12 protein-coding genes are annotated in these 12605 nt (G+C 65.6%); 5 read left to right on the forward strand and 7 right to left on the reverse strand.

Annotated features, from left to right (window positions below):
- Position 1: 1 nt before the first annotated feature.
- A complete protein-coding gene (gene urtA, locus RDV64_RS11525; protein ID WP_309199399.1) occupies positions 2-1288 on the reverse strand; it encodes an urea ABC transporter substrate-binding protein in 1287 nt (428 codons plus the stop codon).
- A 356-nt stretch (positions 1289-1644) separates the two neighbouring features.
- Between urtA and RDV64_RS11530 the strand changes: the two genes are divergently transcribed.
- Positions 1645-2169 (forward strand): GNAT family N-acetyltransferase, encoded by a 525-nt coding sequence (locus RDV64_RS11530; RefSeq protein WP_309199400.1) that lies wholly within the window; start codon positions 1645-1647, stop codon positions 2167-2169.
- Between the two features lie 7 nt (positions 2170-2176).
- Here RDV64_RS11530 and RDV64_RS11535 read toward each other — a convergent pair whose 3' ends face one another.
- The 5 genes from RDV64_RS11535 to RDV64_RS11555 form a co-directional block, all read right to left on the reverse strand.
- Positions 2177-3616, reverse strand: a complete 1440-nt coding sequence (locus RDV64_RS11535) for a heterodisulfide reductase-related iron-sulfur binding cluster (protein WP_309199401.1) — start codon at positions 3614-3616, stop codon at positions 2177-2179.
- An 83-nt stretch (positions 3617-3699) separates the two neighbouring features.
- Positions 3700-4353, reverse strand: a complete 654-nt coding sequence (locus tag RDV64_RS11540; RefSeq protein ID WP_309199402.1) for a hypothetical protein — start codon at positions 4351-4353, stop codon at positions 3700-3702.
- Positions 4350-5546 carry an FAD-binding protein gene (locus tag RDV64_RS11545; RefSeq protein ID WP_309199403.1) on the reverse strand — a complete coding sequence of 399 codons (1197 nt, stop codon included), beginning with the start codon at positions 5544-5546 and terminating at the stop codon, positions 4350-4352. The genes RDV64_RS11540 and RDV64_RS11545 overlap by 4 nt, the downstream gene beginning before the upstream one ends.
- Positions 5547-5550: 4 nt before the next feature.
- A complete protein-coding gene (locus RDV64_RS11550) occupies positions 5551-6087 on the reverse strand; it encodes a hypothetical protein (protein WP_309199404.1) in 537 nt (178 codons plus the stop codon).
- Positions 6088-7569 carry an FAD-linked oxidase C-terminal domain-containing protein gene (locus RDV64_RS11555; protein WP_309199487.1) on the reverse strand — a complete coding sequence of 494 codons (1482 nt, stop codon included), beginning with the start codon at positions 7567-7569 and terminating at the stop codon, positions 6088-6090.
- A gap of 254 nt (positions 7570-7823) precedes the next feature.
- Between RDV64_RS11555 and RDV64_RS11560 the strand changes: the two genes are divergently transcribed.
- From RDV64_RS11560 to RDV64_RS11575, 4 genes are all read left to right on the forward strand, one after another.
- Positions 7824-7985: an aa3-type cytochrome c oxidase subunit IV gene (locus tag RDV64_RS11560; RefSeq protein WP_309199405.1), complete on the forward strand. Its 162-nt coding sequence runs from the start codon at positions 7824-7826 to the stop codon at positions 7983-7985.
- 31 nt (positions 7986-8016) lie between these two features.
- The gene (locus RDV64_RS11565; protein ID WP_309199406.1) at positions 8017-9177 is read left to right on the forward strand and encodes a Re/Si-specific NAD(P)(+) transhydrogenase subunit alpha; all 1161 of its coding nucleotides are present in this window, start codon (positions 8017-8019) and stop codon (positions 9175-9177) included.
- Positions 9178-9187: 10 nt separating this feature from the next.
- Positions 9188-9601, forward strand: coding sequence for an NAD(P) transhydrogenase subunit alpha (locus RDV64_RS11570; protein WP_309199407.1), 414 nt, complete (start codon positions 9188-9190; stop codon positions 9599-9601).
- Positions 9602-9710: 109 nt separating this feature from the next.
- Positions 9711-11117 carry an NAD(P)(+) transhydrogenase (Re/Si-specific) subunit beta gene (locus tag RDV64_RS11575; RefSeq protein WP_309199408.1) on the forward strand — a complete coding sequence of 469 codons (1407 nt, stop codon included), beginning with the start codon at positions 9711-9713 and terminating at the stop codon, positions 11115-11117.
- An 87-nt stretch (positions 11118-11204) separates the two neighbouring features.
- On the opposite strand, the gene RDV64_RS11580 is transcribed toward RDV64_RS11575, so the two are convergent.
- A complete protein-coding gene (locus RDV64_RS11580) occupies positions 11205-12377 on the reverse strand; it encodes a glycosyl hydrolase family 8 (RefSeq protein WP_309199409.1) in 1173 nt (390 codons plus the stop codon).
- Positions 12378-12605: the final 228 nt, after the last annotated feature.

A 12605-nucleotide genomic window follows, 5' to 3' on the forward strand; every position in this document is an offset into this window, starting at 1 on the left:
CTTAGTAGTTCGACTTCAGCTGCACGCAGGTCTTGGTCTCGGTATTGTACATACCGCACTTCAGGTCCTTCCAGTCGGACGTGAGGACCGCGGATTCCGGCAGGAAGTCGGTCCATGCGTCGCCGTCGACTTCGTCTGTCTGGCTGATGATGTCGAACTGGCCGTCGTCCTGGATCTCGCCGATCAGCACGGGCTTGGCGAGGTGGTGGTTCGGCAGCATGATGGCGGTGCCGCCGGTGAGGTTCGGGAACTCCTGGCCGATCATCGCATCGGACACGGCATCAACCTCGGTGGTGCCGGCAGCTTCGACGGCATTCACCCACATGTTGAAGCCGATATAGTGGGCCTCCATCGGGTCGTTGGTGACGCGGTCGTCGCCCATGCGGGCCTTCCACGCAGCGATGAAGTCTTCGTTCGCCGCGGTGTCGGCGGACTGGAAGTAGTTCCACGCGGCAAGGTGGCCGACGAGGTTGGACGTGTCGAGGCCGGAGAGTTCTTCCTCGCCCACCGAGAACGCCACCACGGGGATGTCGTCGGCAGACACGCCGGCAGCGGCCAGCTCCTTGTAGAAGCCGATGTTGGCGTCACCGTTGATGGTGGAGATCACGCCGACCTTCTTGCCGTCTTCGCCCAGTGCAACCACGTCGGAGACGATCTTCGACCAGTCGGAATGACCGAACGGTGTGTAGTTCACGAAGATGTCTTCTTCGGCAATGCCCTGGTCCTTCAGGTACTGCTCGAGAATCTTGTTGGTGGTGCGCGGGTAAACGTAGTCGGTGCCGAGCAGCGCGAATTTCTCGACGCCAAGCTCTTCGAGGAAGTAGTCCACCGCCGGGATCGCCTGCTGGTTGGGCGCGGCGCCGGTGTAGAACACGTTCTTGGAGGATTCCTCGCCCTCATACTGGACCGGGTAGAACAGAAGGCCGTTCAGCTCTTCCAGCACCGGCAGGACGGACTTGCGCGACACGGACGTCCAGTTGCCGAAGATCACGTCCACATCGTGAACGGTGAGCAGCTCACGGGCCTTTTCGGCGAACAGCGGCCAGTCGGACGCAGGGTCCACCACCACGGCTTCGAGCTCGCAGCCGAGCAGGCCGCCTTTTTCGTTCTGCTCATCGACCAGCATGAGGATGGTGTCTTTGAGCGTCGTCTCGGAGATGGCCATCGTGCCCGAGAGGGAGTGCAGAACGCCAACCTTGATGGGGCATTCGGCGTCCTGTGAGAGGGCCGGCGCGGCAAAAGCAGTCGTTGCCACAAGCGTGGCGCCGAGTGTCGTTCTGAAATTCATGAAGTTTCTCCTCCGGCAATGATTGTCGTTGCCGTCGTAGCAAGCTCCTTGCCAACATAAGTTGCAGGCGGCTGGTGTGGCGAAATTCAGCGCAGGATTAAATGCGCGCCTAAAATATGTGCAGATAATGCATTATAGCGCCGCTGCCGGACAGCATTTTTCAAGAAATGCAGCGAAAATTTTGAAAAATGCAAAGATCCGGCAATCTGACGTCCGGCCGACGGGGCTGCCCACCATTACAGCAAGGGCCAGTCGCTTCATTCCGACAGCCTTGACGTGCGGTGTTCAGGAATGTGGCAGGGCCGTTGCTTCGCACGGCGCGTGCTTGGGGCGGCAGGCGAAATTGGAGCGGATCAATGGACGTCAGGATCGAGATTGCGGCGCCGGGCGGCGTGGATGTCGCCGGGCTTGGCGGCCTCCTCCACGCCTGCGTGATGGCAGGCGCAAGCGTGGGCTTCATTGCGCCGTTTGCGCGAAACGAGGCGGAGGCGTTCTGGCGCGAGAACATTGCACCGCGGGTTGCAAGCGGCGCGATCACGCTGCTGACAGCACGGACGGCAGATGATGCGATCGCGGGAACGGCGCAGCTGATCACCGCGATGCCGGCCAACCAGCCGCACCGGGCGGACGTTGCCAAGGTGCTGGTCCACCCGGACCATCGCCGCAAGGGCATCGCCCGCGCCCTGATGGCCGCACTGGAGGCCGAGGCGCGGCAACGCAACAAGACACTGCTGACGCTGGATACCCGCACGGGCGATGCGGCCGAACCGCTTTACGCGTCGCTCGGCTATACGACCGTCGGCGTTGTGCCGGACTATTGCATCGACGCGTTCACCGGGGCGCTGGACTCCACCACCATCATGTACAAGCGGCTCGGCTGAGCGGCGCTCAGGCGGCCGCCTGGGGCGCGGCGTCCAGCACGGCAGATGCGGCCGCCGGGGCTGGCCCGCCCTGTGCCCAGTCGATCAATTCCACGGTGTGGACGATGGGCCGGCCGCCCTTCAGCTGCGTCATGCAGCCGATGTTGCCGGTGGCCACAAGGTCGGCGCCCGTGGTGTCGATGTTGGCCAGCTTGCGGTCGCGCAGCCGCGCGGCAATGCCGGGCTGAAGGATGTTGTAGGTCCCGGCCGAGCCGCAGCAAAGGTGGCCTTCGGGCACCTCCTTCACCGCAAAGCCGTGGGCTGTCAGGAGAGCTTTCGGCTCGGTGCGGATCTTCTGGCCATGCTGCATGGAGCAGGCGCTGTGGTAGGCGACCGCGGCCGTTGTGGTGCGGGTCGGGGGCGCAAGGTCCAGCTCGGTCAGGAGTTCGGTGATGTCCCTTGCCATGGCGGACACGGCTGCGGCCTTCTGCGCATACTCCGGGTCTTCGCGCAGCATGAACCCGTAATCCTTGATGGTGGTGCCGCAACCGGATGCGGTGATGACGATGGCATCGAGCCCGCCGCGGTCCCGCTCGGCAAGCCATGCGTCGATGTTGGCCCTGGCGGCGCGGTGGGCATCGTCCTCACGGCCCATGTGGTGGACCAGCGCGCCGCAGCAGCCTTCCCCGCGTGCCTCCACCACCTCGACGCCGGCGCGGTGCAGAACGCGCCGCGTCGCAGCATTGATCGAAGGCGCCAGAACGCTTTGCGCACAGCCTGAGAGGATGGTGACGCGCTTTCGGCGGGTGCCGGCGACGGGGGGCGGGGCCGCATTGTCGCGTGCGGGCAAGCGTCCGGGGGCAAGGGCGAGCATGGCACCGAGGCGGCTGAAGATGTCCGCGCGCGGCGCTGTGGTGCGCGCTGCGTTGGTGGCGTCAGGCGCGATGCTGCCGCGCAGCGCGATGTTCTCGTTGCCGGAACGGCTGGCGTGCGGCGTTCGGACCACCGTGCCGTCGGCGCGGGAGTCCCGCCGGGTGGCAAAGGGCGACCCGAGCCGGGCAAGCCGCAGCGCGACGCGGAAGCGGCCCGGGTAGGGCAGCACCTTGGCAAGGACGAAGCGCAAGGCCCGGTCGGCAAACGGCCTGCGATAGGTTTTTGCAATGTGCGTGCGGGCCTGATCCACCAGGTGCATGTAGTTCACGCCGGAGGGGCAGGTGGTCATGCACGCGAGGCAGGAGAGGCACCGGTCGATGTGCCGCGTGTCCCGCTCGGTGGCGGGGCGATCCTTCTCCAGCATGTCCTTGATCTGGTAGATCCGTCCGCGGGGGCTGTCGCACTCGTCACCCAGCAGCACGAAAGTGGGGCAGGTGGCTGTGCAGAAGCCGCAGCGCACGCAAGCGCGCAGGATGCCGTCAGCCTCCCTGATGGCCGGCTCGGCAAGCTGTGCGGGGGAAAAATGCGTCTGCATCTGGCAACGCTAGCCTGCGGCCGGCGCGCGGGCAATGCGGCGGGTCGGCGTTGCCGTGCCGCAGCGTCTCAATCCGTGGCGGCTCAGACGAAGACGCTGAGCGGCTCTTCGATTTCGACACCTTGCGCCACGCGGATGAGGCCTTTCACCGAACGGGCGACCAGCCAGACCGCAATCAGCGGAAAAAGCAGGAGGCCGACGCCAGCGAAGGACAGGGCGTAGGCCACGATGTTGGCGGCAAGACCCATCCAGAACGTGCGCGTCTGGTAGAGGTAATGCGTCGCCAGCCACTGCGGCGGGTCCTGCTTTGCATTCTGGTGGGCGAAGAAACCGGCAACAAGCGCAACGGGCGGCATGGCAAGGCTCGCCAGATAGCCGGCATAGATGAGCTTGACGTTGACCGCACCCGGCCGGAACCAGAGGGACTGGCGGGGCTTCTTCGGTGCGTCGGCGCCGGATGTTCCGGACGAATGGTGGGTGCGCGAGGTCGGCTCCGCCGGGGTCGCAGCGGACGCCTTGCCGCTGTTTTTCGGCTTCCTGCCGGCCTGGGCGTGCGCCGCTTTGGCGCTTGCGCCTGTGGGCGGCACGCTGCCTGCGGTTTTTCGCGCCATGGCCGGGGTTCCGTTCTCGCCGGATGCTGCCTGCGCCGGACGTGATTTGCCCGCCGTGCGCTGGTCGCCAGCGATTGCGCGGGACACGACGGCGTTTGCAGACTTGTTGGTTAAGCGGCCGATCATGCTTGCTCCCGCGCCATGCGGTTCGGGTTGAGTATGGATTTCGGGTCGAACGCGTTGCGAAGCCGGGTGCTGAGAGCGGCGAGACCAGCGGCAACAGGATGAAAGGTAGGAATTCCTGCGCGAATGTCCAGCGGTGCGCGCAGCAATGTGGCGTGGCCGCCCACACTATCCACCGCGTTGCGGATCTCTCGTGCCCCGCCGTCGTCCACGGCAGGTGTTTCGATGAGGAGAAGACCTCCGGCCCAGTCGTAAAGGATGCGGGCGCCGGGGGGCGCTGATGCGGCAATGGCGGGCGCATCGGTCGGGGCCACCGAGCAGCGCCAGATTACCCCCTTCGTGCCGGCAAAGGGTGCGCCGTCCCGCACCAGCCGCCACAGCGCGGCCGAGGCGTCGCCCTCAAGCTTTGCGCCGACCTTGCCGGAGAACAGGCGTTCGGCGGCGGCCACGCGGGCTTCGACCGAGGGGCCGAACCCGTCTATCCGCAGAAGCGTTGCGGGGCCGTCGCCATCGAGCGGAAGCGATCCGGCCACGTCTTCCGGCGCATGGGCGGCCGCCGACACGTCGCACGCAGACCCCATGGCGCGGCTCATGGCGGCGACGGCGTCCGCAATGGTGTGGCCGGGGAGAACCAGCGTCGTCTCCCGTTCCGGTTTCGGCAGTACCTTCACCGTCATCTGGGTGACGACGGCAAGCGTGCCCCACGAGCCGGCGAGCGCCCGGGCAAGGTCGTACCCGGTCACGTTCTTGACCACGCGGCCGCCGGCCTTGAACGCCTCGCCACGGCCGGAGACGGCCGCAATTCCGAGCATGTGATCGCGCACCGCCCCGGCCACCACGCGGCGCGGCCCGGCAAAATTGGTGCCGAAGGTGCCACCGAATGTTGGCGTGCCCGCCGCGCCCAGAAGCGCGGTGTAGTCCGGCGGCTCGAAGGCGAGCATCTGGCTGGCGCCTTCCAGCGCCTGCGCCACTTCAGCCATGGGGGTGCCGGGGGCAAGGGTGAGCACCAGCTCGTCCGGCTCGTAGCTGTCGATGCCGCGCACGCCGGAAACGTCCAGCGTATGGCCCACCTGTGACGGGTTGGAGATTGCGCGCTTGGTGCCGCCGCCGACCACCTCCAGCGGCTCATCGGCATTGGCGGCAAACGCGACGGCGTCCAGCACGCCTTGCGCAGTGTCGGGCGAGAATGTGGACAAGGCGCTAGTTGCCCGTGCCGGGGGCAGCGGCGCCTGCCGGTCCTGCCGGGACGGTGGGGGCCGCGGGTTCCGCGGGTGTTGCCGGCAGCGAAGGGGTCCCCGGTTCTGCCGGATCGGCCGCCACGGCCTCGGCGTCGTTGGGCGCGCAACTGAAATTGGTTTCGAGGATCAGGTGGAAGACGGCGGCGGTGGGCATCGTGTCGGGGACGCCGCGTTCGATCACCGTGGTCATCATGTCCATCATTTCCACCAGCGTGACCGGGCGGGGCAGGCAATAAGGCTGCGGATTGCCGTTGGCCACGGCGGCCGTGGTGTAACCCTCGATCAGCCCTGCCATGAAACCGAGGCATACAAAGTTGGCATCCGGCCGTGTGCCGCCAGCGTCCGGCCGGGCGTCGCAATTGGCAAGGAAGTTCCCGGCGCGCTTCAGAAAATCTGTCGCGGGGGCGGGCGTCTGGGCGAACGAGGGGGCCGCAAGGGAGCCGGCGACGACAACGCCGGCGACAAGGGCAGCACGGAGACGGTCAGCGTACCGGAGCATCTAGAACCTCGGAATGTCGGGGAAGGGAAGCTGGCCGCGGTGGACGTGCATCCGCGACAGCTCCGAACAGCGGTGCAGCACCGGGAACACCTTGCCCGGATTGAGGAGGTGCCCGTCGTCGAACGCGCACTTGACGCGCTGCTGCTGCTTCAGGTCGTCCTCGGTGAACATTTCGGGCATCAGGTCCCGCTTTTCGACGCCGACGCCATGTTCGCCGGTGAGGCATCCGCCCACCTCCACGCAAAGGCGCAGGATGTCGGCGCCGAAGGCTTCGGCACGGTCGAGCTCGCCGGGGGCGTTGGCGTCGAACAGGATGAGCGGGTGGAGGTTGCCGTCGCCGGCATGAAACACGTTGGCAACGCGAAGGCCGTGCTTTTCGGACAGCGCCGCCATCCCCTTCAGCACACGCGGCAGCTCGCGCCGCGGAATGGTGCCGTCCATGCACATGTAGTCCGGCGAGATGCGACCTACGGCGGGGAAAGCGGCCTTGCGCCCGGCCCAGAAGCTGGCCCGTTCCGCCTCGTTCTCCGAAACGCGGATGTGGGTGGCGCCGAACTCCCGTGCAATCGTCTCGACCCGCTCCAGAAGGTGGTCCACCTCCACCTGCGGCCCGTCCAGCTCCACGATCAGCAGCGCATCCACATCGCGCGGATAGCCGGCGTTGACGAAATCCTCGGCCGCGTGGATGGCGGGGCGGTCCATCATCTCCATGCCGCCCGGAATGATGCCGGCGGCGATGATGGCGGCAACGCAGCGCCCGGCATCTTCGGTCACCGGAAAGCCGATGAGGCAGGCGCGTGCGGTTTCCGGCGCCCGCAGGATCCGCACGGTCACCTCGGTGACGACGGCGAGAAGTCCCTCCGAGCCCACCAGAAAGGCCAGCCAGTCATACCCGGCCTGGTCCAGATGCTTGCCGCCGATGCGCAGCACCTCGCCCTCTATGGTGACAATCTCGAGGCCGAGAATGTTGTTGGTGGTCAGCCCATATTTTAGGCAGTGCACCCCGCCCGAATTCTCCGCCACGTTGCCGCCGATGGAGCAGGCAATCTGCGAGGAGGGGTCCGGCGCATAATAGAAGCCTTCGTGCGCCACGGCCTGGGTGATGGACAGGTTCGTGACACCGGGCTGAACGGTGGCGGTGCGGTTGGCAAAGTCGATGTCGAGGATGCGGTTGAAGCGCATCATCGACATCAGCACGGCATCGGCCAGCGGCAGCGCCCCGCCGGACAGCGAGGTACCGGCCCCGCGCGGCACCACGCGGATGCCGTTGGCGTGGCAATATCGGAGGACTGCGGCGACCTGTTCCACCGTTTCGGGCAGGACCACCACAAAGGGCATCTGGCGGTATGCGGTCAGCCCGTCGGTCTCGTAAGCGCGCATGCCGCTCTCGTCGTCCACCGTGCCCTCCCCGGGCACGATGGCTCTGAGGGCCGCGACAATTTCGGCGCGGCGCACCAGCACGTCGTCTTTGGCCCTGGGCATGGCGAGGCTGGACACGTTTTCATCCCCAAAATGATTTTGTTTGCGGGCAGGCTGGCGTGCTGCGTCATATAATTCAAGCCGCCCGGTCTCGTTTATCCAGCCGGCGCGGTGCGTCATCGCCGCGTGCGGGGCTGACGCTTGCGTGAGCCAGAGGTTGGCGGCGCTGCGTGACCCGGATTTCTTGCCTTCCCGGCAAGGGGCACTTAGACAAACGGCAGCCGTGACGCGTGTGACTGCAAACCCAAGAGGACCCGATGGCCCAGCCAGTCTATCAGACCACCGATCCCGACGCGGAACCGCCCCGCACGACGATCGAAGAACATCAGCAGACCTATGACGGTTTCATTTCGTTGACGAAATGGAGCACCATCTGCATTGCACTGTTGCTCATCGGCATGGCAGTCTTTCTGGTATGAAAATAGACAGCCTTCGCCGCCGGGGTCATTCGTGAAGATAGCCGTACCTGCCGAGACCGACGATTCGCGCGTCGCCGCGACACCTGACGTCGTCAAACGCTACGTGACCCTTGGGGCGACGGTTGCCGTTGCCAGCGGCGCGGGCGCCGATGCCCGCGTCACCGACGCTGCCTACAAGGATGCCGGCGCCGAGATCGCGCCCTCCAGCGTCGACGCCGTGAAGGACGCCGACATCGTGCTGGTGGTCCGCCGCCCTCCGCCGGACGTGCTGGCCGCCATGAAGAAGGGCGCCATCGTGATCGGCGCGCTCGACCCGTTCGGCGACCGTGACGGGCTGAAGGCCATGGCGGACGCCGGCGTCGCCGCCGTTGCCATGGAGCTGATGCCGCGCATCACCCGCGCCCAGTCGATGGACATCCTGTCCAGCCAGGCAAACCTTGCCGGCTATCAGGCGGTGATCGACGCGGCCGCAGTTTTCGATCGCGCGTTTCCGATGATGATGACGGCCGCCGGCACCGTGCCCGCGGCCAAGGTTTTCGTCATGGGCGCGGGTGTTGCCGGCCTCCAGGCTATCGCCACCGCCCGCCGCCTCGGCGCCGCCGTTTCGGCGACCGACGTTCGCCCCGCTGCCAAGGAACAGGTCGCCTCGCTGGGCGCCAAGTTCGTCGCGGTGGAGAACGACGAGTTCAAGGCTGCGGAAGATGCCGGCGGCTACGCCAAGGAAATGTCGGACGATTACAAGCGCCAGCAGGCCGAGCTCGTGGCTGCGCACGTGGCCAAGCAGGACATCGTCATCACCACGGCGCTGATCCCCGGCCGCCCGGCGCCAAAGCTGGTTTCGGCCGACATGGTGAAGTCCATGCAGCCGGGTTCGATCCTCGTCGACCTTGCGGTGGAGCGCGGCGGCAACGTCGAGGGCTCCAAAGAGGGTGAAGTGGTTGAGGTCGGGTCGGTGAAGATCATCGGCCACGCCAATGTTGCGGGCCGCATCCCCAACACCGCTTCGCTTCTCTACGCCAAGAACCTCTACACCTTTGTGGATACGGTACTCATCAACAAGGAAACCAAGGCGCTGGAGCCAAAGTGGGACGACGAGGTCGTCACCTCCACGCTGCTGACGCGCGATGGTGCCCTGGCGCATCCGAAGTTCGGTGGCCCCGCCGAGAAGCCCGCCGCGCAAACCGCTGCCTGAGGAAACCCAGATGCAACAATTCGCACAGGCCGCGACCACCGCGCCGGACACGCACTCGACCGTGGACAGCGTCGTCGTCGCCGCAGACAGCGCCGCCGAGGCGGTCGCCTACGCGTCCGGCGGTGCCATCGACCCCACCATATATCGCCTGGCTATCTTCGTGCTTGCGATCTTCGTCGGCTACTACGTGGTCTGGTCGGTCACCCCCGCTCTGCACACCCCGCTGATGAGCGTCACCAACGCCATCTCCTCGGTGATCGTGGTGGGTGCGCTGCTCGCCACCGGCGTCTCGTTCGCTGACGCGGAAGGGGCGGTCTGGGCCAAGATCTTCGGCTTCATCGGTCTGGTTCTGGCGAGCGTGAACATCTTCGGCGGCTTCCTCGTCACCCAGCGCATGCTGGCGATGTACAAGAAGAAGAAGTGAGCGTGGCTCTCATCTTTCGCACCGAAATCGTAGACGGCGCAGCTTGCCCGTGCCTTGCGCCCATGACTTCGGGAGCCGGCGCGCTCCCCAATAAACACGGAATGACATGATGAGCGCCAACCTCGCAGCCATTCTCTACCTCGTCTCGGGGGTGCTGTTCATTCTGGCGCTCCGCGGCCTCAGCCACCCGGTCACCTCCCGCCAGGGCAATGCCTTCGGCATGATCGGCATGACTATCGCGGTCATCACCACGCTGTGGGCCGGGGCGCCGGACATCACGGGCTGGATCCTCATCGTGCTGGGCCTGGGCGTCGGCGGGGCGGTGGGTGCCGTCATCGCCAAGCGCATCCCGATGACCGCGATGCCGCAACTTGTCGCCGCCTTCCACTCCCTCGTCGGCCTTGCCGCGGTGTTTGTCGCCGCTGGTGCGCTTTATGCGCCGGAAGCCTTCAACATCGGGACGCCCGAGCACATCAAGACGCTGTCGCTGATCGAAATGGCGATCGGCGTCGCGGTGGGCGCACTCACCTTTACCGGCTCGGTGATCGCATTCGCCAAGCTCGACGGGCGGATGTCGGGCAAGCCGATCATGCTGCCGGGCCGCCACATCCTCAACGCGGCAATCTTCATCCTCCTCATCGTGCTTGTGGTGATGTTCGTGCAGGCCGATGGCGCACCGCTGGAGCAGCGGCTTCTCTTCTGGGGTGTGGCGCTGGTCGCGCTGGTGCTGGGCGGCCTGCTCATCATCCCCATCGGCGGGGCGGACATGCCCGTCGTGGTGTCGATGCTCAACTCCTATTCGGGTTGGGCGGCGGCCGGCATCGGCTTCACGCTCGGCAACACGGCGCTGATCATCACCGGCGCGCTGGTCGGCTCGTCGGGCGCGATCCTCTCCTACATCATGTGCAAGGCGATGAACCGCTCGTTCATCTCCGTCATCCTCGGCGGCTTCGGCGGCGAGAGCGCCGGCCCGGCGGACGACCTTGGCGACCGCACGGTCAAGATCGGCTCGGCCGAAGATGCTGCGTACCTGATGAAGAACGCCGGCTCGGTCATCATCGTCCCCGGCTACGGCATGGCGGTGGCGCAGGCCCAGCACGCGCTCCGCGAAATGGCGGATACGCTGAAGAAAGAGGGCGTGGACGTGAAATACGCCATCCACCCCGTGGCAGGCCGCATGCCCGGCCACATGAACGTGCTGCTGGCCGAAGCGCAGGTCCCCTACGAGGATGTGCACGAGCTGGAAGACATCAACTCTGACTTTACCCAGACCGACGTGGCCTTCGTGATCGGCGCCAACGACGTGACCAACCCCGCCGCGCGCGACGACCCGTCCTCGCCGATCTACGGGATGCCGATCCTGGACGTCGACAAGGCGAAGACGGTGCTCTTCTCCAAGCGCTCGCTGGGTTCGGGTTATGCCGGCATCGACAACACGCTGTTCTACAAGGACAACAACATGATGCTGTTCGGCGATGCCAAGAAGATGGTCGAAGAGATCGTGAAGGCGCTCTAGCCGCCGTTACCACCGCGCCCGGCCAATGGACCGGGCCTATGAAAAAGCGGCACCCCGGGTGCCGCTTTTTTTGTGCGTGCGGCCTGGTCAGCGCATCCGGAAGGCGGCACTGCTGGCGACAGCGTAGGAGACATGGACGGGCGCCGAAGGGGCGACGGCGGGGGCGCCCTGCGTGCAGTGCGGATAATGCTCGCGGGCGGCCGACAGGGTCATGAGGTGCAGCGCGGAGGCGAAGTAGGTGGTGGTGCGGAACTGCTGCAGCGCGGCGGGTATCGGCACGTTGCGGGTGGCACAGGCGGCAAGGGCAGCAATGGCGCGGTAGCCGCTGTCGTTCATGTCGGTGTCCGTGCGGGTCTTGCCAAGGTCGACGTCCTTGGGGATGCGGTTGCCTTCAATGTTCCAGGCACGGTCGAACGGGGCGACATAGCGGGTGGGCACACGGCCGCCAAGCATCATGTAGAGCGGGATGCGCACGGCATCGTAGGAGGATTTCTTGGGCATCCGATGGCGCTGGCCCATGGCGCCGGTGCGGGTGACGGAAACCCAGTCGGGCGCAACGCGGTGGCCGGTGTGCATGGCCTGCTCGGTGAGCTGCAGGCCGCTCTGCCATGCCTCGAAAAAGGGGTAGTCGTCGTTGACCTGTGAGAACAGGAGCAGCGCGCCGTAGACGAAGTAGGAGAGGTTGACCACCTGCCCGTCAGTCTGGTCGAACCCGGCAGCGCCAGGGCGCACCAGAACATGCGCACCGTTGCGCACCAGAAGGAGGCGGCCGATGTCGTCGATGATGGGGGTCGCGAGGGCGAGATAGCGGCCATCATTCCACTTCAGCGCGGCTTGCACGAGGCTGTAGGCAATCATGATGTCGCCATCGGTGGCGTTGTTGGTGTCGGTCACGCGGCCAGCGCCGCGGGGGTCGTAGAGCCAGCCGGACAGATGATCCTTGCGTGCGCGCAGGGACCGCAGGGTAAAGCTTGCAATCCGCTCGAAGGCGTCGCGGTCATCGGCCTTCACCGCCAGAATCATGCCGTAGCCCTGGCCTTCGCTGTGGGTGAGGCCGCCTTTCTCGATATCGACGATCCGGCCATCGGAGGCCATGTAGCGCTGCTTGAAGGCGTCCCACTCATGGGCGAAGAGCGTTGTCGGAACCGAGCTGGCGGATGCAGGCTGCGCCACGGATGGCGCCGTCATCAGCGACGCCGCAGTCATGCAGGTTGCTGTCAGGACGTTGCGGAAGAAGCGGCGAACATTCGCATTGAGCATTTGCGCATCCCATCATGTCTGGCAGGAGGGAAATGCGGTCTGTCAATATTCGATGCTTAGATTAGCCGTTCCTTGAGGGTAAAGCAGGTAAAAGAGTTTCGTTTGTCTGTAAAAGATGTGTTCGGGCGGATTTTTTTTGCGTATCAATTACTGTTCATAAAATAAATACAACGCTTCAGTGGACGGGTTTTTGTAGGGGATTTGCCCGGCCGAAGCGGCGACAATGGG

It is taken from the genome of Acuticoccus sp. MNP-M23, from assembly GCF_031195445.1.
In the GTDB taxonomy this organism is placed as follows: Bacteria; Pseudomonadota; Alphaproteobacteria; order Rhizobiales; family Amorphaceae; genus Acuticoccus.

Excerpts from the sequence above, each read along its gene's own strand:
- urtA (WP_309199399.1), bottom strand. The coding sequence starts at position 1,288 with ATGAATTTCAGAACGACACTCGGCGCCACGCTTGTGGCAACGACTGCT.
- RDV64_RS11530 (WP_309199400.1), top strand. The coding sequence starts at position 1,645 with ATGGACGTCAGGATCGAGATTGCGGCGCCGGGCGGCGTGGATGTCGCC.
- RDV64_RS11535 (WP_309199401.1), bottom strand. The coding sequence starts at position 3,616 with ATGCAGACGCATTTTTCCCCCGCACAGCTTGCCGAGCCGGCCATCAGG.
- RDV64_RS11540 (WP_309199402.1), bottom strand. The coding sequence starts at position 4,353 with ATGATCGGCCGCTTAACCAACAAGTCTGCAAACGCCGTCGTGTCCCGC.
- RDV64_RS11550 (WP_309199404.1), bottom strand. The coding sequence starts at position 6,087 with ATGCTCCGGTACGCTGACCGTCTCCGTGCTGCCCTTGTCGCCGGCGTT.
- RDV64_RS11555 (WP_309199487.1), bottom strand. The coding sequence starts at position 7,569 with ATGCCCAGGGCCAAAGACGACGTGCTGGTGCGCCGCGCCGAAATTGTC.
- RDV64_RS11560 (WP_309199405.1), top strand. The coding sequence starts at position 7,824 with ATGGCCCAGCCAGTCTATCAGACCACCGATCCCGACGCGGAACCGCCC.
- RDV64_RS11570 (WP_309199407.1), top strand. The coding sequence starts at position 9,188 with ATGCAACAATTCGCACAGGCCGCGACCACCGCGCCGGACACGCACTCG.
- RDV64_RS11575 (WP_309199408.1), top strand. The coding sequence starts at position 9,711 with ATGAGCGCCAACCTCGCAGCCATTCTCTACCTCGTCTCGGGGGTGCTG.
- RDV64_RS11580 (WP_309199409.1), bottom strand. The coding sequence starts at position 12,377 with ATGCTCAATGCGAATGTTCGCCGCTTCTTCCGCAACGTCCTGACAGCA.